The sequence below is a fragment of the Nocardioides sp. HDW12B genome, assembly GCF_011299595.1.
GTDB lineage: Bacteria > Actinomycetota > Actinomycetes > Propionibacteriales > Nocardioidaceae > Marmoricola_A.
Map to the genome: position 1 here is coordinate 1,919,299 of NZ_CP049867.1, position 24,384 is coordinate 1,943,682.

Consider the following 24,384-nt stretch of genomic DNA (forward strand, 5'->3'; position numbering starts at 1 on the left):
GGGAACGCTCAGAGCCGGTCGCGGTTCGCCCGGACGAACTCCCGCATGTAGGGGATGGTGAAGTCCACGTAGCCCCGCCGCGTCGGCTCGATGATGCCCGCGACGATCAGCCGGCTGCGGTAGCGCGAGACGTAGCCGTGGTCGCGACCCAGCCGTCGTTCGACGTCCGCGATCGCGGACTCCCCCTCGTCCTCGACCATCACCTTCACGAACGCCCGGTCGGTCTCGGACAGGTCGTTGAGCGCGGGCTCGTGCACGAGCGCGCCTACTTCGCGCAACGACGCCTCGACCGCCACCGCGACGTGGTCCTCGGTGATCTCCTCCGACGACGCGTCCTGGCGCCAGGCCTGGTCCCCGACCAGCTGGACCAGGAAGGGGTAGCCGTACGTCGCCGCGGCCGCCCGGGTGAGAGCAGCGCTGCCGATGCGGCGACCGTTGTCCACGACCGGGACCCTCAGGGCCTCCTCCGCGGCGACCGGGGTGAGCGGCTCGAGCACGTAGCGACGCGCGCGACGCAGGAAGGTCGAGACGTCCTCGCTGAGCAGGTCCTGGACCGCGGCGGGCAGACCGGCCGCGGCGAAGGCGACCGGCCGCTCCTCGCGGAAGGCGTGCTGGACGACCGCGCAGAGCTGGGCGACGTCGTCACGCGCGCGCCGGCTGTGCACCTCGTCGAGGGTGAGCAGGAGCCCGGTCCCGTTGCGCTCGAGCTCGTCGGTCAGCGCGTTGAGCTGGGTGCGGAGGCCTCCGGGCGACTCCGCCGCCGGGAGCTCGAAGTCCACTCCCCCGAGGTTCGCCGGCAGGTGCACCCCCGACACCCGGCGCTGCTCGCGCGGGCCCTGCCGCAGCAGGTCGGCCAGCTCGGGCAGGGACTCACGCGTGATCCGGTCCAGCAGGCCGGGGGTGGCGGTCTCCGAGACGACGACCCAGCCGCGTTCCCTCGCGACCGCCTCGCTCTCGTTGAGCATGACCGTCTTGCCGATGCCTCGGTTGCCGGTGAACAGCGCCGCCCGGCCCCGGGCCCCGGGTCCGGAGTCGAGCGCGTCGGCGAACTCGGCCACCACCGCGTCGCGACCGGCCACGGTCGGGGGGTTGGTGCCGAAGGACGGCCGGAACGGGCTCCGCGTCATCGCACCTCCTTCATCAAGTTTCAGCATCGTACACCGCTTTCATCATTCTTCATCGAATGCGGAACGTCAGCGCAGCGTTTCACCCCACCCCGACACTGGAGACGTGACCGACCGACAGACCGGCCAGGACGACGCCGCGTTCAGCTACGACAACCGCACCGGCCGCGGACCGGGCCGCGTCGTCCGCACCCTCGGGCTCGTCATGCCCGGCGTGCGCCACGTCCAGCGCCAGGTCGAGCCGTACGCCGACGCGTGGCGGGCGCGCAACCGCGAGAGCCTCGCGGCGCCGGGTCCGCGCTGGTTCGTGCTCGGCGACTCCATGTCGCAGGCCGTCGGCGCGTCCCGCTTCGACGCGGGCTGGGTCGACCAGCTCGCACGCCGCCTCTCTCCCGCGCTCGACGTCCCCCCGGTGGTGAACCTCTCCGCCACCGGCGCCCGCACCCCCGACCTCATCGAGCAGCAGCTGCCGGCCCTGCGGGCGCTGCGTCCGGGTCCCGATGACCTGGTGACCGTGCTCATCGGCTCCAACGACCTCTTCGCGGGCCGGGTGTTCCGCGACGGCCTGCCCGACGCCTTCGCCGAGCTGGTGCGGCTGCTCCCCCGCGGCTCGGTCGTGGCCACGCTCCCCCAGCCGCGGGCCGCGGCCACCGCGGCCAACCGGCACCTGGAGGTCGCCGCGGCGACGGGCGACCTGCGGCTCGTGGACATGCGCGCCTCCGGCCCGACGTCCTGGCGGGGTCGGGTCGCCGAGGACCGCTTCCACCCCAACGACGCCGGCTACGCCGCCATCGCGGACGCGTTCGAGCCCGTGGTGCGGGCGGCCGTGGCCGACCCGCACGTGGACCGGTGAGCGACCCGCTCAGCCGCGGCTGGAGGCCTCGACCTCGGCGGCGACCTGCTCCTCGGACTTCCCGCGGTAGGTGCGGAAGCTGTAGACGATCATGCCCAGCGCGATGACGGCCGAGCCGATGAGCGTGCCGCCGGTGCCCCAGCCGCCCACGAGCCAGTAGTCGTCCTTCAACGGCCACCACTCCGGAGCCGGCGGGCGGATGCCCCAGTAGATGCCCAGCCCGACGAGCCACACGACGCCGAGCAGCGAGGCGATGATGCGCGGCCAGGTCTGCACGCTGTCGGCGGCGGCCTTCTTGGCCGCCTTCTCGACGGGGCGGACGCGACGCTCGGCCCACGCGTACTGCTGGGAGAGCACCGCGAGACCGGCGAACAGGGCCAGCAGCCCGGGCCCCGGGAGCACGAGCGCGGCGATGCCGACGAGCACCAACGTCCACCCGACGACTTCCAGCAGGATCCGACGCGCTGCGCCCTTGCCACTCATGGGCACACCCTGACAGATTCCGTGAAATCCGTCAGGGTGCGCAGCGCGGAGAGCCTCAGCGCTTCGACTCCTTCTTCACCCGGCGACGCAGCTGCAGGATGCGCAGCGACCCGGCCATCACCGCGATCAGCAGGCCGGCGGCGGTGGCGATCAGCAGCGTCGCGGCGAGCGGCGCCGTGCCGTTCCAGGCCAGGAACGAGACCTCGACGTCCTGGGTGTTCTGCAGCACGAAGACGGCCAGCAGGGCGAGCAGCAGGACAAGGACGACCACGAAGACCCAGGCGCCGCTGGCGCGTGAGCCGCGCAAGGGGTCCTTCTGCCCGCGGGACCCGGAGGTGGTGCCGGTGGCCGGCGTGGCGGGCGTGGTGCCGGTGCCTGTGCCGGTGCCGGTGGAACCGGTCGGGGACCCCGCGGCAGGCGCCGACGAGGCACCGGTGGACGACGCGGGGTTGGACTGCTGCTCGCTCATGTTGCTCCTGTGAGAGACGTTCTTTACATCGTAAGACTCCCCGGTGGGACCGGCGCGAAACGCGCACCCGGGCGACCTGCGGCGTGACGTGGGTCCCCCTCGGCGAGGCGGGCTACGCTCGCGCCATGAAGCTGGCCCGCCGTCCCGGCCCCACGGTCCGCGTCCGCGTCCGGGAGTACGCCGAGGGCCGGTGGCGCTCGCGCGAGGACCGGCTGGCGACCGAGGAGCCGCTGGAGATCCGCCTGGCCTGGCCCGGACGGCCGGCCGAGCGGATCGGCGTCACCATGCGCACGCCCGGGCACGACTTCGAGCTCGCCGCCGGCATGATGGCCGGCCAGGGCGTGCTGGCGGGGACCGAGCTGTCGCAGGTCGCCTACTGCACCGACGTGACGCTGGCGCCCGAGGAGGAGTTCAACGTCGTGACCGTCACCCTGGCCGCGCCGCCCCTCGCGCCGCCCAGCGTGCGGGCCTCCACCGTGCTGGCGACCTCCTCGGCCTGCGGCGTCTGCGGCACGGAGAGCATCGACGAGGTGCTGACGCTCGCCGGGCGCCGCAGCGAGGCAGGGCCGCCGGGCTCGACGCTCCTCACCCCCGAGCTCCTGCAGGTGCTGCCGGAGCGCCTGCGCGAGCACCAGCGGGTCTTCGCCAGCACCGGCGGCCTGCACGCCGCGGCCGCCGTCGACGCCACCGGCCGGTTGAGTGAGGTCCGGGAGGACATCGGGCGCCACAACGCCATGGACAAGGTCATCGGGGCACGCGTGCTGACCGGTCAGGACCCCGGCGTGCCGGTGATGCTCGTGAGCGGACGCATCGGCTTCGAGCTGGTGCAGAAGGCGGCGGTGACCGGCATCGGGGCGCTCGTGGCCATCGGCGCGCCGTCCTCGCTCGCGGTGCGTCTGGCCCAGGAGGCGGGTGTCGGGCTGGTGGGCTTCCTCAGTGCCCGCCGGTTCGTGGTCTACGTCGACCCGGCCCCCACCGGCGTGTGAGAGCCATTCTGTCGGCGGGCCTCCCTACGGTCAGAGGGTGCGCATCCTCCACACCTCCGACTGGCACCTGGGACGTTCGTTCCACGGTGTCGACCTGCTGCCTGCGCAGGCGGAGTACCTCGACCACCTGGTCGAGACGGTGCGCGACGATCAGGTCGACCTGGTGCTCGTCTCCGGCGACGTCTACGACCGCGCGCTGCCGCCCGTCGACGCCGTGGATCTCTTCTCCTCCACCCTGGCCCGGCTGGCGGCGCTCCGCACCCGGGTGGTGGTGACCAGCGGCAACCACGACTCCGCCATCCGTCTGGGCGTCCACGCCGAGCTGGCCGACGCCGCCGGCATCCACCTGCGCACCCGCTGGCAGGACGTCGGCACCCCCGTCGTCGTCGAGGACCGTCACGGCCCGGTCGCCGTCCACGGCCTGCCCTACCTCGAGCCCGACGCCGTGCGCCAGGCCTGGCAGCTGCCCGCCCGCTCCCACGAGGCGGCCCTGCGTGCCGCCATGGACCGGGTGCGCGCCGATCTCGACGCGCGCGACGCCCGCTCCGTGGTCATGGCGCACGCCTTCGTCGCGGGCTCGGTCGACCAGGGCGAGCGGATGCGCTCCGACAGCGAGCGCGACATCTCGGTGGGCGGCGTCCAGCTGGTGCCGACCTCGGTCTTCGCCGACGTGTCCTACGCAGCCCTGGGCCACCTCCACGGGGCCGCCAACCTGTCCGAGGAGGTGCGCTACAGCGGTTCGCCGCTGGCCTACTCGTTCTCCGAGGCAGGGCGCACCAAGGGCGGCTGGCTCGTCGAGCTCGGCGCCGACGGCCTCGAGCGCGCGGACTTCGTCCCGGCACCGGTCCACCGCCCGGTGGCCACCCTGCGCGGCGGCATCGAGGACCTGCTCGTCGACCCCACCCACGCCGGGGTCGAGGACGCGTGGCTGGCGGTCACCCTCACCGACGCCCGCCGGCCCGAGCACGCCATGGACCGGCTGCGCGCCCGCTTCCCCCACACCCTGACCCTCGCGTTCGAGCCCGAGGGCGGGCGCGTCCCGCGCCCGCTGGTGGTCCCCCACGTCAGCGGCCGCAGCGACCTCGACGTCGCGCTGGGCTTCGTGGCCGAGGTGCGCGAGCTCGAGCCCACCTCGGAGGAGGCGCTCCTGCTGCAGCTGGCCTGCGAGTCCTGCCTCGCGGACGAGGACCCCGACGCCGACCGCCGGGGCGACCACCGGCTCGACCTCGTGGGCCGCGCCGACCGCGGCCCGTCCCGGAGCGACCGCGAGGCGGCCGGATGAGGTTCCACCGGCTCAGCGTCACCGCCTTCGGCCCCTACGCCGGCACCGAGGTCATCGACTTCGAGTCCCTCAACGCCGCCGGCATCTTCCTCATGACCGGCAAGACCGGCGCCGGCAAGACCAGCCTGCTCGACGCGGTGTGCTTCGCGCTCTACGGCGTGGTGCCGGGCGAGCGGGGCGTCAAGTCGCTGCGCTCCCACCACGCGTCCGCCGACGCGCGCCCGGAGGTCGTCCTCGAGCTCACGCTGGGCGGCCGGCGGCTGAGGATCCACCGCACCCCGGAGTGGCACCGCCCGAAGAAGCGCGGCACCGGCACGACCAAGGAGCAGGCCGCCGCCCGCCTCGTCGACCTCACCGACGGTCACGAGCGGCTGGTCTCCCACCGGATCCAGGAGGTGGGCCACGAGCTGCGCGAGCTGCTCGGCATGACGTCGGAGCAGTTCATGCAGGTGGTGCTGCTGCCGCAGGGTCGCTTCCAGACCTTCCTGCGCGCGACCAGCGACGAGCGTCAGCAGGTCCTGCAGACGCTCTTCGCCACCCAGCGGTTCTCCCGCATCGAGGACTGGATGCACGACGAGGCCCGGCGGCTGCGCGACCGGTCCGCCGACGGCGAGCGACGGGTCGGGCACCTCCTCGGCGCCCTGTCCAACCGAGCCGGCGTCGCGGTGCCCGAGGCGCTGGGCGACCTCGCCCGGGGCGACGTCGACGCCCTGAGCGAGAAGGCCGCTGCCTGGGCCGACACGGTCGTGACCGCCGCCGCCGAGCGGGCCGTGGCCGCCGCGCGGGACGCCGACGAGGCCCGCTCGACGCTCACCGACCTGGAGGCCCGGCTGGCACGGGCCGAGCGGGAGAGCCCGACGCTGCGCCGCCGGGACGAGGCCCTGCGCACCCTCGCCGCCCTGGAGGACCGCGCCGAAGAGCTGACCGGGGCCCGGACCGGTCTGGCCGCCCACGCCCGTGCCGCGACCGTCGCCCCGCTCGCCGACTCCCTCGACGTGCTCGACCGGGCCCTCGCCGAGGCGCGGTCCGGCGCCGCCCGTCGCCGCAGCGCCCTGCGCGCGCACCTCGCGCCGCCCGGCGCGGACCGCGACCCCGCCGGCGACCGGGCCGACCAGGACGACCGGCCGGAGTCGACCGACGGCGACGACCGGGCCGCCCTGGAGGGCCGGGACAACCTGGGCGCCCACCGGGACGCCCTGCTCAACCGCGTCGCCGAGCTGCGGAGGCTCGCCCCGCTCGCCGAGGAGGTCGTCGAGAGGCGCCGCCGGCTCGAGCTCACGAGGGCAGCCGTCGCCGAGCACACCGCCGACCTGGACGCGCTGGCGACCGAGATGGCCGCCCTGCCCCAGCGCCGGTCGTCCGTGGCGGCCGCCGTGAGCGAGGCCCGCGAGCGGGCGGCCGCCCGGGAGGGCCTCGCGCGCGAGGTCGCCACCGCCCGACGTCGGCACGAGGCCGCGGCGGCCGAGCCCGCTGCCCGCGCCGAGGCCGAGCGGCTGGCCGCCCTCGCCCTGACGGCCCGTGAGGACGCCGCTGCGGCGCACGAGGAGCACCTGGCCCTGTTCGAGCGCCGCCTGCTGGGGATGGCCGACGAGCTGGCCCGCCAGCTGGAGCCCGGCGAGCCGTGCACCGTCTGCGGCAGCCGGGACCACCCCGCCGTCGAGGCCCCGGACGACCCGCACGGTGACGAGCTCACCCTGCCGCTGACGGTCTCGCTGCTGCCCGGTCGCCCGGTCGCCGTCGTCACCGAGGCCGACCAGGCCGCCTCCCTGGCGCGCCACGCCCGGGCGCAGGAGCGGGCCGACGCCGCCCGCAGCGCCGCCGACGCCGCCGCCACCGCGCTGGCCCTGCTCGAGCAGCAGGCCGAGGGCCGGAGCGAGGCCGACGCCCGGACGGAGCGGGACGCCGTCACCGCCGCGCTCGACGCCGCCGAGGCGGCCGCGGCCGAGCTGCCCGACCTGGTCGCCCGGCTGGAGTCGGTGGAGCACGAGCAGACCCGGTCGGCCGCGACGCGCGACGGTCTGGTGCAGGCACGTCGCGAGCACGAGCTGCGGGCCGACCGCCTGGCCGAGGAGCTCACCGCCGAGGAGCAGGTCCTCGCCGCCGCGACCGTCGGTCACGCGTCGGTCGAGGAGGCGCTGGCCCACGAGCAGCGCACCCTGCACCTGGTCGACGCGGTCACGGCCGCCGAGCAGGAGGTGGCAGCGCTGGAGGGGCAGCGCGCCACGGCTGCCGCCCAGACCCACGAGCTGGCCGTCGCCCACGGCTTCGCCGACCTCGCCGACGCCCGCGCGGCGCTGCTGCCCGCCGACCGGGTCGCCCTGCACACCCGCCTGGTGGACGAGCTCGACCGCGTCGCGGAGAAGGCCCGGCACACGCTCGAGGATCCCGACGCCCTCGCCCTCCTCGCCTCCCTGGAGGGCCGCACCCCGGAGGACCCCACGACACTGGGCTCGATGACGGCGCAGGCCCGGGGCCACGCCGCCCGTGTCTCGGACCTGCGGGCGACGACCGCGGACGCCGACGCCGCCCTGACCCGGCTCGCCGAGGACCTCACCACCGCCCTCACGGCCTGGGCCCCCCACCAGGCGCGCCACGCCACCGCGGACCGGCTGGCGCGGCTGGTGCGCGGCATGGGCAGCGACAACCAGCTCCAGATGCGGCTGTCCTCCTACGTGCTCGCGACCCGCCTGGACCAGGTCCTGGACGCCGCCAACGAGCGGCTGGCGCAGATGCGCGACCACCGCTACGAGCTGCAGCGCACGTCGCGGGGACGCGGCGGCACGCGCGTCGGTCTGGGCCTCGAGGTCCTCGACGCCTGGACCGGCCAGGCGCGCGACGCCGCCACCCTCAGCGGCGGCGAGACCTTCGTCGTGTCGCTCGCCCTCGCCCTCGGCCTGGCCGACGTCGTGGGCGAGGAGTCCGGCGGCACCCGGGTGGACACGCTCTTCGTCGACGAGGGTTTCTCCGCTCTCGACCCCGACACCCTCGACGACGTCATGGACCGCATCGACGCCCTCCGGGCCGGGGGTCGTACCGTCGGCGTGGTGAGCCACGTCAGCGAGCTGCGCACCCGCATCCCCACCCAGCTGCACGTCGAGTCCTCCCGCGCGGGCTCGACCGTGCGGATGGCCAGCACCGTCGCGTGAGCGAGGAGGTCCGGCCCCTGGCGGTGATCGACATCGACGGCGTGCTCGCCGACGTCCGTCACCGGGTCCACCACCTCGAGCGGCCCGCGCCCGACTACCGCCGGTTCTTCGCGGCGGCCCCCCGCGACCCCCTGCTGACGCAGGGCAGCGACGTGGTGCACCGGCTCGCCGAGGTCTGCGAGATCGTCTACCTCTCCGGGCGGCCCGAGTACTGCCGCCGCGACACCCTGGACTGGTTCGCCCGCCACGGGCTGCCAGCGGGCGAGCTCCACCTGCGGCCGAACCGCGACTACCGTCCGGCCCGCCTCTACAAGGTCGAGGTGCTGCGCGGCCTGCGCCGTCGGGCGCCCGTGTCCGTGGTCGTCGACGACGACCCCGACGTCATCGCCGCCGTCACCGCGGCAGGGTTCGACGTCCTGCCCGCCACCTGGATGGGTGCCGACGACGCCGCCGAGACCCTGCACCGCGCGCAGGAGCGCGACGGACGCACCTGAGCGGCCGGCCGGTCACGTCACCTCAGGCGCGGCGCGGCACCCCGCCCGGGATGGGCGCGGAGGGGTCGTACGGCGACCGCGTCAGCACGAACGTCGAGCAGCGCAGGTGCCCGACCGAGCCGTCCTCCCGGCGCACCGGGACCAGCTGCTCGCCGTGGTGGTAGCCGCTGGTGCCCACCAGGACTCCGTCCTGGAGGCGGAACGCCGAGCCGCCGGCCGTGCCCTCGAGCGGACCCAGCACGACCCGCCGGCCGTCCCACCGGCACGCCCGCGGGGTGTTGCCCCAGTACCAGACGCCCAGCACCTCCGAGACCTCCCGCGGCACCCGCACGGACGGGCGCCAGGTCGCCGCCATCGTCGGCTCGGCCTCCTCGAGCGTGTCCAGCAGGCGTCCGGCCACCCGGTCGGGCACCAGGCCCGTGGTGCTGTTGGCCAGCACCACCACGCCCGTGCGTCGGGGCCGGTCGACCAGCAGGCAGGCCTGGAAGCCGGGCATCGACCCGGTGTGACCCACCCGGACGCCGGACCCGCCGGGGACCAGCCTCACCCCGAGGCCGTAGCCGGAGTCGAGGCCGTCGGCGCCGGTGCCGGACTGGAGCGACACCATCTCCTCGACGGTGTCGGCCAGCAGCACCTCGTCGCGGCCGCCGATGAGGAAGTCGGCGAAGGTCGCGAGGTCCAGCACGGTGCTCCACACCTGGCCCGCAGGCGCCATGGCCCGGGTGTCGGTCGCCGGCTCGGCCACGAGCTCGCCCGACCAGGGGTGCACCGAGTAGCCGCGGGCGTGCGGGTCGAACGGGTCGTAGCTGGTGCGCAGCATGCCCAGCGGCTCGAGCACCAGCGAGGCCAGGCACTCCCACCAGGTGCGGCCCCGCAGGCGGGCCACCACCTCGCCGAGCAGGGCGTAGCCCACGTTGCTGTAGTGGTGGGTGCGGCCCGGCTCGAACGGTCCGACCGCGGGCAGCTCCGCCACGAGCTCGGCGAACGACCGGCCGGGGCTGCGCTCCCACCAGGGTCCTGCGGGCTCGGCGGGCAGCCCGGAGCTGTGCGCGAGCAGCGAACGGATGCTGAGGGGCACGCCCCGCACCTCCGGGAGGTACGTCGACACCGGGTCGTTGAGCGCGAGCAGCCCCTCGTCACGCAGCTGCATGACGAGCACGGCGGTCATCGTCTTGGTGATCGAGCCGATGCGGTGCTGCAGGTCGGCCGGGGTCAGGCCCGGCTCCCCGGTGGCCTCACCGCGGCTCTCGCGCCAGGCCAGCCCACCGTCGCGGGTCAGCACGCCCGACACCGAGGGCAGACGTCCGAGCGCCTGCTCCTCGGCGAGGACGGCGAGCAGCCGCCGTGCGGTCGACTCGGTCACCAGTCCCATGGGGGTCAGTCTTGCGCAAACGCCTCGGGCGGGGGGCAGGCACAGACCAGGTTGCGGTCGCCGTACGCCTGGTCGATGCGTCCGACCGGCGGCCAGTACTTGTCCGGGTCGTAGCCGGTGGGGAACGCCCCGAGCTCGCGCGGGTAGGCCCGGTCCCAGTCGGCGACGGCCAGCACCTGAGCGGTGTGGGGGGCGTGGCGCAGGGGCGACTCGGTGGCGTCCCACTCCCCCGCCTCCACACGTCGGATCTCCTCGCGGATGGCGACCATCGCGTCCACGAAGCGGTCCAGCTCGGCGAGGTCCTCGGACTCGGTCGGCTCGACCATGAGCGTGCCGGCGACCGGGAAGCTCATCGTGGGGGCGTGGAAGCCGTAGTCGACCAGCCGCTTGGCGACGTCGTCGACGCTGACGCCCGAGCGCTTGGTGATCTCGCGCAGGTCGAGGATGCACTCGTGGGCGACCAGCCCGCCGTGCCCGCGGTAGAGCACCGGGTAGTGCTCGGCCAGCCGCTTGGCGACGTAGTTGGCGCTCAGCACCGCCACCGAGGTGGCCCGGGTCAGGCCCTCGGCGCCCATCATCCGCACGTAGGCCCACGAGATCGGCAGGATCCCCGCCGAGCCGTACGGCGCCGCGCTGATCGGCCCGATGCCCTCGCGCCGCGCGGCGTCCGGGTGGTCCGGGTGGCTGGGCAGGTACGGCGCCAGGTGCTCGCGCACCGCGACCGGACCGACCCCGGGACCGCCGCCGCCGTGGGGGATGCAGAAGGTCTTGTGGAGGTTGAGGTGCGAGACGTCGCCGCCGAACTCACCGGGCCGGGCGTGGCCCAGCAGCGCGTTGAGGTTCGCCCCGTCGACGTACACCTGGCCGCCGTGCTCGTGCACGACGCGGCACAGCTCGGTGATGCCGTCCTCGTAGGCCCCGTGGGTCGAGGGGTAGGTGACCATGATCGCGGCGAGGTCGTCGGCGTGCTTCTCGCACTGTGCGCGGAGGTCCTCGAGGTCCACGGCGCCGTCCGGAGCGGCCTTGACGACCGTCACCGTCATGCCGGCCATGATCGCCGAGGCGGCGTTGGTGCCGTGGGCCGAGGACGGGATGAGGCAGACCCTGCGCTGCTCGTCGCCGTTCGCGCGGTGGTAGCCGCGGATCGCCATCAGGCCGGCCAGCTCGCCCTGCGAGCCGGCGTTGGGCTGGATGCTGACCCGGTCGTAGCCGGTGACCGTGGCAAGCCAGCCCTCGAGCTGCTCGACCAGGGCGTGGTAGCCCGCGGCGTCCTCCGCCGGCGCGAAGGGGTGCAGGTTCGCGAACCCCGGCAGACCGATGGCCTCCATCTCGGTGGTGGCGTTGAGCTTCATCGTGCACGAGCCCAGCGGGATCATGCCGCGATCCAGGGCGTAGTCGCGGCGCGAGAGCCGGGCGAGGTAGCGCAGCATCGCGGTCTCGGAGCGGTGCGAGGAGAAGACCTCGTGGGTGAGGTAGTCGGTGGTCCGGCGCAGCGACTCGGGCAGGCGCAGCGCCTGCTCCTCCCCCGCGCCCCGGCTCTCGTCGGAGCCGTCGAGGGTCAGGTCGGCCTCGACCCCGAAGGCCCGGAGCACCGCCTGCAGGTGGTCGGCACCCGTCGTCTCCGAGACCGAGACCCCGACGCGGTCGGCGTCGACGAGGCGCAGGTGGACGCCGGCTTCGCGGGCTGCGGCCACGACCTCGCCGGCCCGCCCCGGGGCGGTGACCGTGAGGGTGTCGAAGAACATCTCGGAGACGAGCTCGAGGCCGTCGGCGCGCAGGGCGTCGGCGAGCAGGGCGGCCTTGGCGTGGGTGGTGCGCGCGATGCGGCGCAGCCCGTCCGCGCCGTGGTAGACGGCGTACATCGCCGCCACCACGGCGAGCAGCACCTGGGCGGTGCAGATGTTCGAGGTCGCCTTGTCGCGGCGGATGTGCTGCTCGCGCGTCTGCAGCGCGAGCCGGTACGCCGGACGGCCCTGGGCGTCGACCGAGACGCCGACCAGGCGTCCGGGCAGGTGCCGCTGCAGGCCCTCGCCGACGGCCATGAACCCGGCGTGCGGACCGCCGTAGAACAGCGGGACGCCGAAGCGCTGGCTGCTGCCGACGGCCACATCAGCGCCCAGCGCGCCGGGCGACTCCAGCAGCGTCAGCGCCAGCAGGTCGGCGGCCACCACGGCCAGCCCGCCGCGGGCGTGGGTCTCCTCGATGACGGCGCGCGGGTCGCGGACCGCGCCGGAGGCACCGGGGTACTGCACCAGCACACCGCTCAGCTCACCCTCGGGCAGGCCCGTGGCGAGGTCGTGGACGACCACCTCGATGCCCATCGCCTCGGCGCGGGTGCGGACGACCTCGATCGTCTGGGGCAGCGCGTCGGCGTCCACGACGAAGGGCCCCGTGGCGCCGCGCTTGGCGCGACGCACGAGCGTCATCGCCTCGGCGGCGGCCGTGCCCTCGTCGAGCAGCGAGGCGTTGGCCGTGGGCAGCCCGGTCAGGTCGCCGACCATGGTCTGGAAGTTCAGCAGCGCCTCGAGCCGGCCCTGCGAGATCTCGGGCTGGTAGGGCGTGTAGGCGGTGTACCAGGCGGGGTCCTCGAGGATGTTGCGCCGGATCACCGCGGGCGTGGTGGTGCCGTGGTAGCCGAGCCCGATCATCGGCTCCCGTGTGCGGTTCGACCCGGCGAGGTCGGCCAGCAGCGAGGCGGCCTCCTCCTCGGTGACGGCCGCCGGCAGGTCGAGGTCGGCCGCGGAGCGGATCGAGGCGGGCACCGCCGCCTGCATGAGCTCGTCGAGCCCGGCGTAGCCGAGCTCCTTGAGCATCGTCATGAGGCCGGTGTCGTCGGGGCCGATGTGGCGCTCGACGAAGGGCCGCAGCGGCCGGAAGGGGGACGGGTCGACGGGAACCATGGCGGCATCCACTCCGAGGGGTCGGGGACGTGGTGGTCGCCTCCCCCTCTGTCACCCCAGGACGGGCTTCAGAGTTGCCTCGTGCGCGCGGTCCGTGTGCCTGAGAGGTTCCGGGGAGGAATTGCCCCTTCGGCGCTCCGTCGGGAGACTCTCCCGCGCGTGTTCACCAGCAGTGCCGAGGATAGCAAGCGCCTCAGGCGAGGCGGGCCCGCCGCCGCTCCGCGAGCTCGTCGGTGAGGTCGGACGGCGCGCTGGCCTTCTCGCTGGGCAGCTCGGAGAGCGAGCCCTCGATCTCGCGCCAGACCCCGCCGATGGCGATGCCGAAGACGCCCTGGCCGCCTTGGAGCAGGTCGATGACCTCGTCGTTGGAGGTGCACTCGTAGACGCTGGCGCCGTCGCTCATCAGCGTGACGCGGGTCAGGTCGTCGGTGCCGCGCTCGCGCAGGTGCTGCACGGCGGTGCGGATCTGCTGCAGCGAGATGCCGGCGTCGAGCAGACGCTTGATGACCTTGAGCAGCAGGATGTCGCGAAAGGAGTAGAGCCGCTGCGTGCCGGAGCCGGCGGCGCCGCGCACCGTGGGCTCGACGAGCTTGGTGCGGGCCCAGTAGTCGAGCTGGCGGTAGGTGATACCGGCGGCGTTGCACGCGGTCGGGCCGCGGTAGCCGACGTCGTCGGGCAGCGGCGACACGTCGTCGTCGAAGAGCAGCCCCTGCTCGTCCGCCACCGACTCTGCCACCAGCGCGTCGGGATCTGTCCCCAACGCCGGCTTGTCGCCCTGTCCAGCCACGGTGTCCTCCGGTTCGTCTCTTCGTGAACGCAGTTCCGGGAAGGACCGTCGGTGCCCGGCTGGACCACAACGGTGGAACTACAACGAAGACACCCCACCGTAGGCCTGCACGCCGACCCGGTCAAAGACCTCGGCCTCCCCGCCCCCGCGTGTCGCACCCTCAACCAGAGGTTGAGGGTTGCTCGGGTCAGGCTTCCTCGAAGTCCTCCGGGGACACGTTGTCGAGGAACTCGCGGAACTTCTCCACCTCGTCCTCGTCCTCCTCCGGCACGTCGAGGCCGGCCTCGTCGAGGACGTCCTCGGAGCACACGATCTTGGTGCCGGTGCGCAGCGCCAGCGCGATCGAGTCCGAGGGACGCGCGCTCACCTCGACGCCGCTGGCCAGCACGAGGGTGGCGTAGAAGACGCCCTCGCGGACCTCGGTGATGCGGACCTCGCTGAGCTCGTTGCCGGTCGCGCCCAGCACGTCCTTGAGCAGGTCGTGCGTCAGCGGACGGGGAGGCACGACGCCCTGCTGGGCGAACGCAATCGCGGTGGCTTCCACCGCCCCGATCCAGATGGGCAGGTAGCGCGCGCCGGTGACCTCCCTCAGCAGCACGATCGGCTGGTTGGAGGGCATCTCGACCCTGACTCCGACGACATCGACTTCGCGCACACCGCCACAGTACCCCCGCGCCCCGGGTCGAAGCGGGGCGCCGGGCGGTGGACGCCCGGTCGACGGGCAGGCTCAGCGCAGCGAGCGCAGGCCGGCCTTGACCAGCACCGCGTGGAGCCGCACGGAGAGGGCGGCGATCTGCTCCATCGCCTCGGCGGCGCGCCCCTCGGCACCGGCCTCGCGGCTGCGCCTCAGGGGCGAGAGCACCTGCTCGACGAGCCCCACCTCGCGGTCGGCGGCGGTCTTGAAGGCGCGCAGGTGGCGCGGCTCGATCCCGTACGCCGCCAGGTCCGCGACCGTCCGGGCGATGACCACCGCGTCGTTGTCGTAGGGCGCCGACCCCGGCCGCGGCCGGATCAGCCCGTAGGACTCCAGCTGGCCCAGCAGGTCCTCGTCGATCTCGGCGGCCGCCACGAGCTCGCGGCGCGTCAGGCGCAGCCGGGACCCCTCGGCGAAGCTGTCGGCCTGGGGGTAGCCGTCCCCGGCGAGAACCAGCGGCGGCACCCGGGGCTCCGACGGCAGCGCCGGTGGCTCGAGGCCGCGGTCGATGGCGTCGAGGTGCTCGCGGATGACCTTGAGCGGCAGGTGGTGGTCACGCTGGAGCGTGAGGGCGTAGCGCAGCCGCTCGACGTCGTGGTCGCTGTACTTGCGGTAGCCGGCCGCGGTACGGGTGGGCTCGACGAGCCCCATCGACTCGAAGTAGCGCAGCTTGCTCAGCTCGAGGGTCGCGAAGTCCTCGCGCAGCCGGGTGTGGACCTCCCCGATGTTCATCCGCGCGTCGGCGCGTCGGGGCGAGACCGGCTCCGCGTGGTTGGTCATCGGCTCCCTCATCGACCGGCGGGGGTCGGGCCGGCGAAGAAGACCAGGCGGTACTTGCCGATCTGCACCTCGTCACCCCCGCTGAGGACGACGTCGTCGATGCGGTCACGGTTCACGTAGGTGCCGTTGAGCGACCCGACGTCGCTCACCCGGAATCCCTCCGGAGAGCGGCGGAACTCGGCGTGCCGGCGCGAGACCGTCACGTCGTCGAGGAAGATCTCGCTGTCGGGGTGCCGTCCGGCCGTCACCACGTCGGTGTCGAGCAGGAAGCGGCTGCCGGCGTCGGGGCCGCGCTGCACCACGAGCAGCGCGCTGCCCGGAGGCAGCGCGTCCACGGCAGCGGCGTCCTCGTCGTTGAGGGGCCGGTCGTCGGCCTGCTCCGCGGCGGGCGGGCTGCGGAAGGTCATCGTGTCGGTCGCCTCGACGCGCCGCACCTCGCCGGTCTCGCTGCCGGCCGGGGCCGCAGGACCAGCCGGCCCAGCCGGCGCGGCCGGCGCAGGGGCCGGCGACGACGGCGCAGGGGCGGCGATGCGCGTGCCGCACTGCGAGCAGAACCGCGCGTCGTCAGGGTTCTGACGCCCGCACGCGGTGCAGAACGGCATGTCTCCTCCTCGGTCGGCGGACCAGGCTCGAACCTTCACGGTCATGTCGAAGGTGATGGTGGCCCAACGTACCAGTGGGACGGCCCCGGCAGCAGCCGGCCGGACGTCAGCCCTCCAGGCCCTCCTGGTAGGTGGCCGCGTCGAGCAGAGCCGCCACGTCGCCGGCCTCCGCCGGGACGATCTCGAACAGCCAGCCCTCGCCGTACGGGTCCGAGTTCACGAGCTCGGGGGTCTCGTCGAGGGCGTCGTTGCGCGCGCTCACCCGGCCGGCCACCGGGACGTAGACGTCGCTGACCGACTTGGTCGACTCGAGCTCGCCCACGGCTCCGCCGGCGGTCACCTCGGCGCCGACGTCGGGCAGCGACACGTAGACGATGTCGCCGAGCTGCTCCTGGGCGAAGTCGGTGATCCCGACCCGCACCGACCCCTCGGACTCGCCGGGGTCGCGGACCCACTCGTGCTCACGGGTGTACTTCAGGTCGTCGGGGTACACGGCGCTCCTCGGTCGGTGCTCGGTTCGGGTCGACGGCAGGCTACTACTGCTCGGGCGACTCCACCGGCACCGCGAAGCGGTCCGGCGGGAGCTGGGTCGTCGAGGAGACCTCGACGGTCTCGAGCTGCTGGACCGAGACCGTCCCCCCGATGGCCTCCACCTCGTCGATGAAGCCCCCGTCGAAGGTGAGCGCGGTCGCCAGGGTCTCGCTGTCGCCGATGGCGTCGACGATCAGGGGCTGCACCAACGGGGTGCCGTCGACGACGACGTCGGCGCCCTCCTGCACGATGCCGGTCTGGGCGACGACGCGGACCTCGTCGTTGAGCTCGATGGCCTCGGCACCGGCGTCCCTGAGCTCCTGGAGCCCGTTGAGGAGCTGGTCGGTGCCGACTCCGGCCCGGCCGGCCTGCACCGTGATCCGCACGCCCGGACCGGTGGCGGGGACCTGGCCGGCGAGGATCGCGAGCGTCTCGATCCGGGTGCGCGCCAGCTCGACCGCGGTGTTGCTGGCCTCGGTGTCCACCCGGAGCGAGTCCCGCGTGCGCTCGAGGTCGGCGATCTCCGACTCCGCACGGTCGGTGGCGAGCGAGAGCGAGTTGATGAGCGCGATGAGGTCGGACTGGCGGGCACCGGTGAAGCTGTCGGAGGCGTCCTGCGAGCGGACCTGCACGGCCGAGGCGAACCCGAGCGCCCCGAGCAGCAGCGCCGCGATCCACTGGCCGCGCCCGCCCGGGCTGCGCAGCGAGCGGACCAGCCGGTCGCGCCCGGTCAGCGGCTCGGTCGGGTCAGGCATGGAAGACGTGGCGTCGGATCGCGGCCACGTTGGAGAAGATCCGGATCCCCAGCACCACCACGACGCCGGTCGAGAGCTGGCCCCCGACGCCGAGCTGGTCGCCGACGTAGACGATGAGGGCGGCGATCGTGACGTTGCTGACGAAGGACACCACGAAGACCTTGTCGTCGAAGATGCCGTCGAGGAAGGCCCGGAAGGCACCGAAGACCGCGTCGAGGGCGGCCACCACCGCGATCGGGAGGTAGGGCTGGAGCCACAGCGGCACGTCGGGCTGCAGGAAGAGACCCAGCAGCAGTCCGGCCACCAGTCCGGCGGCGGCGATCACCGGGGCTCACCCGCCCGGTCGGCCGGGCCGGCGGAGCCGGGTCGGTCCTCGCGGGCATGGCGCAGCGCGAATTCGGGAGCGGCCGGCACGGTGAGCTCGTCCTCCGTGGTCATCTCGAAGGTCAGGTCGTAGATCGACTTCAGATTCAACCACCACGTGCCGCCCGCGGACTCCACGAAACGCGCGGCGAGGTCGTCGGGGTCCCCGAGGGCGGTCACGACGTAGGGCCGGGCCAGGGAGCGGTAGTTGACGGTGATCGCGTCGCCGGCGATCCGGATCGCGCTCAGCGAGGTGATGCGCTGGCCGTTGACGGCCACCGCCTCGGCCCCCGACACCCACAGGCCGTTCACGAGGATCTGCAGGTCGGTGTCGAGCACGACCTGCGGGTCGGCGACGTCTGTCGGTCCGTCGTCGGCCGTGATCAGCAGCCCCGGGCCGGTCAGTGCGAGCGAACCCGCCGCCGTGCCGAGCCGGTCGAGCCGGTCGCTGAGCGCGCGGCCGCGGGTCGAGGCCTCCAGGGCCGCGGTGCGACCGGCCTCGAGGTCGGCGCGGAGGTCGGCGGTGCGGGTGCGGGTGTCGGCCAGCTCCCGGCGCAGGTCGCGGACCTGCTCCACGAGCTCGTCGCGGGACGCCTCCCCGACCGGCTCGTTGCGCGCCGCCTGCTGGAAGGCCACGCCCACGAGGAGGCCGAAGGCCAGGAGGCCGACGAGCGCGAGCGGGTGCAGGCGTCGTCGCGGGGTCGCCGGCTCCCCCGCGGGGCTCCGCTCCCGCCGTTGCGCCGCGACCACCTCGTAGTCCTCGTCGAGAGAGTGGGCCGTGACGTAGTTGAGCAGCCCCATCGTCACCTGGGGCGGCAGCGGACGGCCCGACGGGTCGCGGGGAGTGCTCACGAGCGACGCCTCGGGGTGCTCACCACCAGGGTCCGGACCTGCCAGGCGTACAGCAGGCCGGCCCACCAGTACATGCCCACGCCCCAGATCGCGAAGGCCCACCCGAACACCCGGGCCGCGTCGGCGACCAGGTGCGTCCCGTCGCCGAGCAGCAGCAGGGGGAAGGCGTAGAGCAGCGCCGCCGTCGCGGCCTTGCCGAGGAAGTGCACCGGGAGCGCGCTGTAGCCACGGGTGCGCAGGATCGGGACCAGCCCCCAGAGGAACAGGTCGCGGGCCGGCAGGATCAGGGCCAGCCAGAGCGGGATGATGTCGCGCATCGCCAGCCCGACGACGGTGGCCAGGATCGAGAGCCGGTCGGCGACCGGGTCGAGGATCGCCCCCAGCTTGGAGGTCTGGCCCCACCGTCGCGCGAGGTAGCCGTCGAGGTAGTCCGAGAACCCGCTGACCATGAGGACGACGACTGCGAGGCCGTCCTCCTCGGGCCCGAGCACCAGCCACAGGAACACCGGCAGCAGGGCCAGCCGCAGCATGCTCAGCAGGTTGGGCACCGTCCAGACGCCCAGGTCGGCGGTGCCAGGGGTGTCGGTGGTGCCGGTGGGCCCGGACCGGTCGGGGGCGGAGGGGTCCGCTGCGGCCGTGGCGTCCGACGTCGACCCGTCGGTCCCCCCGGTCCGTGCTGCCTTGCCCACGCCTCGCCTCGCTGCCCGCTCACCGCGCCGATACGACCTGTCGACGCCACCCTAGTGGCGCCCACCCCCGCCCGGGACGCAGGTGAGGCGTCGGCGGCCGGTGGGTCGTGCGGCGCGCCGGACGGCGGCGCGGGGCGTGCTGCTCAGGCGCGTGGCTCAGGGCGCGTGGATGGACCGCCCGCAGCGCGGGCAGTGGGAGCGGCTGCAGCAGTCGAGCTGCTGTCCGCACCGGCATGCCGTCGCGCGACTCGAGCGCGCTGTCGTCGTCCGGGCGTTGTCGGCCCGTCCTCCCGTGGCGAGGGTCTTGGTGACCACGCTGACCTCCCAGTCGAGCTGGTGCGTGCGACCGGTCCTCACCCTGAGCGACGCTGTGTCCACACACCGTGTGTCTTCCACCACACCGTCCTCGCCGTGGGGGTCCGGATCAACGAGCCACGCCGACACCAGACGAACTACGTGCACCGCTCGGCAGGGCCGATCACCTCCCCGGGTCGCTCCGGGTCGAGGACGGGCCGGGTCCCGGGCCGTTGGTCCGTGGCGGCGTCGCTCTGATAACCGGCATACTGGACATGCACCGCAGCCGTCGCTGCGGGCACCGGCGAGGCGCCCCGGGAAGGCGCCGCAGGGGAAGGGGTTCCCCGGGCCGGTTCGACCAGGGGTGGGAGACACTGTGGGAGTCACGACGATCCAGCGCCGTCACGCGCTGCGCACGATGCTGGTCCGGGCCGAGGCCGCCGGGGAGGCCGAGTCCCCCTGGGAGACGGTGTCCGCCGTCGCCAGCACCGACGAGCACTTCGACGGCGAGGACGACGTCCTGGCCGAGCTGCACCAGGAGTGGGTGCGCCTGCTCAGCGCCCGGCTGCACCGCGGCCAGATCGTCGCGAGCCGCACGGCGCTCAACGTCCGCGACCTGTACGACGAGCTCTGCGCCGAGCACGCCACCATGCGCGGCATCCTCGACGCCCACCACACCCACCCGGCCCTCTGGGAGCCGACCTCGCGCGAGCACGGGCTGCTGGCCCGCATCGCCGGCCTGGTGGCCGACGACGCCACGTGGGAGCAGGCCGCCACCCAGGGGCGTGCCCTGGTGATGCAGCGGATCCCGGTGCAGCGCGCCGCCCTGCGCTGAACCGACCCGGAGGCCGGAGCGCTCCCCTAGCCTGTCGGGCGTGGACACCACCCCCGGCACCGCAGGCACCCCGACCGCACGCACCGTCTCGGCCCTCGTGGTCGGAGCGGGCTTCGGGGGCATCGCCGCCGCCGTCGAGCTGCGCAACCGCGGCGTCACGGACCTGACCGTGCTGGAGAAGGCCGACCGCGTGGGCGGGGTGTGGCGCGAGAACACCTACCCCGGCGCCGCCTGCGACGTGCCGTCCTCGCTGTACTCCTACTCCTTCGCCCCCAACCCCGACTGGCCCCGGCGCTACGCCGCGCAGCCGGACATCCTGGCCTACATCGAGCGCGTCGCCCGCGAGGAGGGGCTCGACGACCTCGTCACCACCGGCACCGAGGTCGTCGAGGCCCGCTGGGACGACGGCGCCCACCGGTGGACGGTGCGGACCCGCCGCGACGGGTCCGAGGGGCCGACGTACGAGACCGACGTGCTCGTCTTCGCCCAGGGCCAGCTCTCGCGGCCCGCGGTCCCGGACCTGCCCGGCCGCGACACGTTCACCGGGCCGGCCTTCCACTCCGCCGCGTGGGACCACTCCGTGGAGTGGAGCGGCAAGCGGGTCGCCGTCATCGGCACGGGCGCGAGCGCCATCCAGTTCGTGCCCCACCTCGCCGAGGCGGTGGGCGACACCGGGCGGGTGACGGTCTTCCAGCGGTCCGCGCCGTACGTCGTGCCGAAACCGGACCGGGGCTACACCCGCGCGCACCTGCAGGCCTTCGAGAAGGTCCCGCTGACCCAGGCGTTCGGTCGCGAGCTGACCCGCTTCGGCAGCGAGCAGCTCAACCGGACCCTGGGCGAGCAGGGCCGGATGACCTCGCTGCTCGAGACCGCCTTCCGGCTGCACCTGCGCCACCAGGTGTCCGACCCGGCGCTGCGCGCCAAGCTCCAGCCGGACTACCCCATCGGCTGCAAGCGGCTGCTGTTCTCCAACGACTGGTACCCGGCCCTGGTGCGTGACAACGTCGACGTCGTGACCCACGGCGTCGCGGGCGTCGACGCCGACGGGGTCGCGACCGACGACGGCGCGCACCACGACGTCGACGTCATCGTCTGGGGCACGGGGTTCCGGGCCACCGAGTTCCTCGCGCCGGTCGAGGTCGTCGGCCGCGACGGCCACCCGCTCGCCGAGGAGTGGCGCGGCGGCGCCCACGCCCACCTCGGCATCTCCGTGCCCGGCTTCCCCAACGCGTTCGTCGTCTACGGCCCGAACACCAACCTCGGCGGCAGCTCCATCATCTCGATGATCGAGTGCCAGACCGGCTACCTCGGGCAGGCCGTGGCCGCGCTGCAGGAGGGCCGTGCCGACGTCGTCGAGGTGCGGCGCGACGTCGCCGAGCGCTACGACGCCGAGATGCAGGACCGGCTGTCACGCAGCGTGTGGGCGTCGGGCTGCTCCAGCTGGTACCAGTCCCCCGGCGGGCGGGTCACCACGAACTGGCCCGGCCAGGTCCAGGAGTACCGCGAGCGCACCGCCGAGCTCGACCTCACCGAGTTCCGGTTGGAGCGTGTGCCAGCGGGTACGTTCCCGGCCACACGCTGATCTCCCGGCCCGTCAGGGTCGGGCGCTCGGCACCACAGGGCGCTCCGGCGCCCGACTCGGGAGGAGAACCATCGTGGCAACCGTTCTGTGGCTCATCGCCGTCGTGCTCGTCATCGCCGGCATCGTCCAGATCGTGCGGGGCGGGCTGATCCCCGGCATCGTTCTCATCGTCGTCGGTCTGCTCGTCGGACCCGGCGGTGTGAGCATCTTCAACGTCTGACGGTCCGGTCGCCGGCCGCCGGGGTCCCACCCCGACGGCCGGCGCCTGGTTCCTGCCCGGATCCCCCCCCCCATGCCACGACTCCGCACCGTCTCCACCCAGCAGCCCGGATGGACGCGCGTCCCCCACGGCCGCGGCTTCCGCTACCTCGACGACCAGGGCAGGCCCCTCGAGGCCTCCGACGTCGCGCGCATCAAGGCGCTGGTGATCCCGCCCGCCTGGCGCGAGGTGTGGATCTCGCCGTACCCGAACGGCCACCTGCAGGCGGTGGGCACCGACGAGGCCGGCCGCCGGCAGTACCTCTACCACGACGAGTGGCGGCGCAAGCGCGACGAGGCGAAGTTCGACCGGGTCCTCGACATGGCCGCCCGGCTGCCCCGCGTGCGCAAGCGCGTCCGCGCCGACCTCGCCCTCGCCACCACCGCCCGCGAGACCACGCTCGCCGCGGCGGTGCGGCTCATCGACCTCGGCTGCTTCCGGCTCGGCTCCGACTCCTCGGTGGAGGAGCACGGCAGCTACGGCCTGACCACTCTGGAGCGGCGCCACCTCAAGCGCCGTGAGGCGGGCTGGACCTTCTCGTTCGTCGGCAAGGCCGGCGTCGAGCACGACATCGACGTGCGCGACCCCGACCTCTGCAAGGTCCTGGAGCTGCTGGCCGGGCGACGGCGCGGTGACGCCCGGCTGCTGTGCCACCAGATGAGCCGCCGGTGGGTCCCCCTCCAGGCCGGCGACGTCAACGACCACATCCGTGAGCTCTTCGGGATCGAGGTCACCGCCAAGGACTTCCGCACCTGGCACGCCACCGTCCACGTCGCGGCCGAGCTCGGGCGCAGCACCGCCACCAGCAAGACCGCGCGCAAGAAGGCGGTGCGCTCCGCGGTGGTCAGCGCCAGCGAGCTGCTGGGCAACACCCCGACCGTCTGCAAGAGCTCCTACGTCGACCCGCGGGTGCTCGACCTCTACGAGCACGACGTGACGATCGACGAGTCGCTGGCCCGTCTGCCGCGCGACGAGGACAAGGCCCGCGACCGGTTGGACCGGGCCGTGCTCAAGCTGCTGACCGACTGACCTGCACGAGCGACGTCTCGCGGGTCAGCCCTGGGGCGCCAGCTTGAGCAGCCCGACGAGGGTCTGGGCCGCGTCGGCGCCGTCGGGGCCGCCGCCGAGCGCCAGCTCGACGCACGCCGGCACGTCGAGGTCGTCGCGCAGGCGCTCGCGCACCGGCTCCGACGGAGACTCCTGGGTGCTGCCGGCGGCTGCGGCCACGAGCGCGGAGAGCACGCGGTCGGCGTCCTCGAAGACGCGCTCCTCGCAGTCCCACGGCTCCGACCAGCGTCGGTGCAGCAGCGCGAGGCGGATCGCGCCGGGGCGGTAACGCTGGAGCAGGTCGTCGACGAGGACGAGGTTCCCGATCGACTTGCTCATCTTGACGCCCTCGACCCGCACCTCGCCGACGTGGATCGTCGCGCGCGCGAACGGCGTGACGCCGGTCGCCGCCTCGGCCATGCCGCGCTGGTAGACGTGGTGCGGGAAGGCGAGGTCCGAGCCGCCGAGCAGGACGTCGACGGAGCTGCCGAAGGAGCTCATCGCCATCGCGGCGCACTCGGCGTGCCACCCCGGGCGGCCCCAGCCCCACGGGCTCGGCCACGCCGGGTGGTCCTCGGTGGAGGGTCGCCACACCGGCACGTCGAACCGTGACTCCCGGCCCGGGACGGCGGCCTGGTCGCCGTACTCGGTGGACAGGCGCAGCGCCTCGGCCTCACCGAGGCCGACCTGCGCGGGCAGGTGGTCGCCGCGGAAGTAGACGAAGCCGCCGCGCTCGTACGCCGCCCCGCGGGCCAGCAGCGCCGCGGCCAGCCGGACGACGGCGCCGACGTGGTTGCGCGCGTGCGGGGTCTGCGTCGGGGGCGCCACGGCGAGGGCCCGCATGTCGCGGTCGAAGCGGAACTCCTGGGTCAGGGCCAGCTCGTCGAAGGGCAGCCCCTGGCGCCACGCGGCGTGGGTGAGCACGTCGTCGACGTCGGTGACGTTGCGCGCGACCTCGGTGGCCACGCCGTCCGAGCGCACGACGGAGCGGACCAGGTCGGCCCAGACGAAGGTGGCCGCGTGACCCACGTGCGTGACGTCGTACGGCGTGATGCCGCAGGCGTACATGCGCAACGGGCCCACCGGCACCAGGTCGGTCCCGGCCAGCCGCAGGACCGACGTCGACGGCTCGTGCAGGGGGTAGCGGCCCTCGGCGCCGAGGATCCCGGAGGTGTCTCGCTGTGCTGGCACCCGACGATGATGCC

24 protein-coding genes and 1 riboswitch are annotated in these 24,384 nt (G+C 74.0%); of the genes, 9 read left to right on the forward strand and 15 right to left on the reverse strand.

Features of this window, described 5'->3' with window-relative positions; translation table 11 throughout:
* Positions 1–8: 8 nt before the first annotated feature.
* On the reverse strand, positions 9–1,127 hold the full coding sequence (locus G7072_RS09015; RefSeq protein WP_166085589.1) for an ATP-binding protein: 1,119 nt from the start codon (positions 1,125–1,127) through the stop codon (positions 9–11).
* A 103-nt stretch (positions 1,128–1,230) separates the two neighbouring features.
* On the opposite strand from G7072_RS09015, the gene G7072_RS09020 reads away from it, so the two are divergent.
* On the forward strand, positions 1,231–1,977 hold the full coding sequence (locus tag G7072_RS09020; RefSeq protein ID WP_166085591.1) for an SGNH/GDSL hydrolase family protein: 747 nt from the start codon (positions 1,231–1,233) through the stop codon (positions 1,975–1,977).
* Between the two features lie 9 nt (positions 1,978–1,986).
* On the opposite strand, the gene G7072_RS09025 is transcribed toward G7072_RS09020, so the two are convergent.
* Complete coding sequence (locus G7072_RS09025; RefSeq protein WP_166085593.1) at positions 1,987–2,460, reverse strand: PGPGW domain-containing protein; 474 nt, start codon at positions 2,458–2,460, stop codon at positions 1,987–1,989.
* 55 nt (positions 2,461–2,515) lie between these two features.
* Complete coding sequence (locus tag G7072_RS09030) at positions 2,516–2,929, reverse strand: lipopolysaccharide assembly protein LapA domain-containing protein (protein ID WP_166085595.1); 414 nt, start codon at positions 2,927–2,929, stop codon at positions 2,516–2,518.
* A 125-nt stretch (positions 2,930–3,054) separates the two neighbouring features.
* On the opposite strand from G7072_RS09030, the gene G7072_RS09035 reads away from it, so the two are divergent.
* The 4 genes from G7072_RS09035 to G7072_RS09050 are packed head-to-tail and all read left to right on the forward strand — an operon-like array spanning position 3,055 to position 8,837.
* Positions 3,055–3,915 carry a formate dehydrogenase accessory sulfurtransferase FdhD gene (locus tag G7072_RS09035; protein WP_166085597.1) on the forward strand — a complete coding sequence of 287 codons (861 nt, stop codon included), beginning with the start codon at positions 3,055–3,057 and terminating at the stop codon, positions 3,913–3,915.
* Positions 3,916–3,952: 37 nt separating this feature from the next.
* Positions 3,953–5,197 (forward strand): exonuclease SbcCD subunit D, encoded by a 1,245-nt coding sequence (locus G7072_RS09040; protein WP_166085599.1) that lies wholly within the window; start codon positions 3,953–3,955, stop codon positions 5,195–5,197.
* On the forward strand, positions 5,194–8,343 hold the full coding sequence (locus tag G7072_RS09045) for an SMC family ATPase (protein WP_166085601.1): 3,150 nt from the start codon (positions 5,194–5,196) through the stop codon (positions 8,341–8,343). Before G7072_RS09040 ends, G7072_RS09045 begins: the two co-directional genes overlap by 4 nt.
* A complete protein-coding gene (locus G7072_RS09050; RefSeq protein WP_166085603.1) occupies positions 8,340–8,837 on the forward strand; it encodes a hypothetical protein in 498 nt (165 codons plus the stop codon). Before G7072_RS09045 ends, G7072_RS09050 begins: the two co-directional genes overlap by 4 nt.
* Before the next feature lie 22 nt (positions 8,838–8,859).
* Here the strand turns inward: G7072_RS09050 and G7072_RS09055 are convergent, their stop codons facing one another.
* From G7072_RS09055 to G7072_RS09105, 11 genes are all read right to left on the reverse strand, one after another.
* Entirely contained in the window at positions 8,860–10,209 is a 1,350-nt protein-coding gene (locus G7072_RS09055; protein WP_206063329.1) for a serine hydrolase domain-containing protein, read from the reverse strand.
* Between the two features lie 5 nt (positions 10,210–10,214).
* Positions 10,215–13,109 carry an aminomethyl-transferring glycine dehydrogenase gene (gene gcvP / locus G7072_RS09060; protein ID WP_166085605.1) on the reverse strand — a complete coding sequence of 965 codons (2,895 nt, stop codon included), beginning with the start codon at positions 13,107–13,109 and terminating at the stop codon, positions 10,215–10,217.
* A gap of 78 nt (positions 13,110–13,187) precedes the next feature.
* A riboswitch (glycine riboswitch) is annotated at positions 13,188–13,275 on the reverse strand.
* Between the two features lie 27 nt (positions 13,276–13,302).
* Positions 13,303–13,869 (reverse strand): MerR family transcriptional regulator, encoded by a 567-nt coding sequence (locus G7072_RS09065; RefSeq protein ID WP_346766229.1) that lies wholly within the window; start codon positions 13,867–13,869, stop codon positions 13,303–13,305.
* A 214-nt stretch (positions 13,870–14,083) separates the two neighbouring features.
* Positions 14,084–14,551: a bifunctional nuclease family protein gene (locus tag G7072_RS09070; RefSeq protein ID WP_166085607.1), complete on the reverse strand. Its 468-nt coding sequence runs from the start codon at positions 14,549–14,551 to the stop codon at positions 14,084–14,086.
* 72 nt (positions 14,552–14,623) lie between these two features.
* Positions 14,624–15,370 carry a MerR family transcriptional regulator gene (locus G7072_RS09075; protein ID WP_206063330.1) on the reverse strand — a complete coding sequence of 249 codons (747 nt, stop codon included), beginning with the start codon at positions 15,368–15,370 and terminating at the stop codon, positions 14,624–14,626.
* A gap of 8 nt (positions 15,371–15,378) precedes the next feature.
* The gene (locus tag G7072_RS09080) at positions 15,379–15,972 is read right to left on the reverse strand and encodes an FHA domain-containing protein (RefSeq protein ID WP_166085609.1); all 594 of its coding nucleotides are present in this window, start codon (positions 15,970–15,972) and stop codon (positions 15,379–15,381) included.
* Between the two features lie 106 nt (positions 15,973–16,078).
* Positions 16,079–16,465, reverse strand: coding sequence for a glycine cleavage system protein GcvH (gene gcvH, locus G7072_RS09085; protein WP_166085611.1), 387 nt, complete (start codon positions 16,463–16,465; stop codon positions 16,079–16,081).
* A 43-nt stretch (positions 16,466–16,508) separates the two neighbouring features.
* Positions 16,509–17,258, reverse strand: coding sequence for a DUF881 domain-containing protein (locus G7072_RS09090; protein WP_166085613.1), 750 nt, complete (start codon positions 17,256–17,258; stop codon positions 16,509–16,511).
* Positions 17,251–17,583, reverse strand: a complete 333-nt coding sequence (locus tag G7072_RS09095; protein WP_166085615.1) for a small basic family protein — start codon at positions 17,581–17,583, stop codon at positions 17,251–17,253. The genes G7072_RS09090 and G7072_RS09095 overlap by 8 nt, the downstream gene beginning before the upstream one ends.
* Entirely contained in the window at positions 17,580–18,473 is an 894-nt protein-coding gene (locus G7072_RS09100) for a DUF881 domain-containing protein (RefSeq protein ID WP_166085617.1), read from the reverse strand. Before G7072_RS09100 ends, G7072_RS09095 begins: the two co-directional genes overlap by 4 nt.
* Positions 18,470–19,003 carry a CDP-alcohol phosphatidyltransferase family protein gene (locus G7072_RS09105; protein WP_206063429.1) on the reverse strand — a complete coding sequence of 178 codons (534 nt, stop codon included), beginning with the start codon at positions 19,001–19,003 and terminating at the stop codon, positions 18,470–18,472. Before G7072_RS09105 ends, G7072_RS09100 begins: the two co-directional genes overlap by 4 nt.
* Before the next feature lie 829 nt (positions 19,004–19,832).
* Between G7072_RS09105 and G7072_RS09110 the strand changes: the two genes are divergently transcribed.
* From G7072_RS09110 to G7072_RS09125, 4 genes are all read left to right on the forward strand, one after another.
* Positions 19,833–20,291, forward strand: coding sequence for a hypothetical protein (locus G7072_RS09110; protein WP_166085621.1), 459 nt, complete (start codon positions 19,833–19,835; stop codon positions 20,289–20,291).
* Between the two features lie 40 nt (positions 20,292–20,331).
* Positions 20,332–21,873, forward strand: coding sequence for an NAD(P)/FAD-dependent oxidoreductase (locus G7072_RS09115; protein ID WP_166085623.1), 1,542 nt, complete (start codon positions 20,332–20,334; stop codon positions 21,871–21,873).
* A gap of 73 nt (positions 21,874–21,946) precedes the next feature.
* Positions 21,947–22,093 (forward strand): GPGG-motif small membrane protein, encoded by a 147-nt coding sequence (locus G7072_RS09120; RefSeq protein ID WP_166085626.1) that lies wholly within the window; start codon positions 21,947–21,949, stop codon positions 22,091–22,093.
* A 72-nt stretch (positions 22,094–22,165) separates the two neighbouring features.
* Entirely contained in the window at positions 22,166–23,161 is a 996-nt protein-coding gene (locus tag G7072_RS09125; protein ID WP_166085629.1) for a DNA topoisomerase IB, read from the forward strand.
* A 24-nt stretch (positions 23,162–23,185) separates the two neighbouring features.
* Here the strand turns inward: G7072_RS09125 and G7072_RS09130 are convergent, their stop codons facing one another.
* Positions 23,186–24,370, reverse strand: a complete 1,185-nt coding sequence (locus G7072_RS09130; protein ID WP_166085631.1) for a cysteine--tRNA ligase — start codon at positions 24,368–24,370, stop codon at positions 23,186–23,188.
* Positions 24,371–24,384 lie beyond the last annotated feature (14 nt).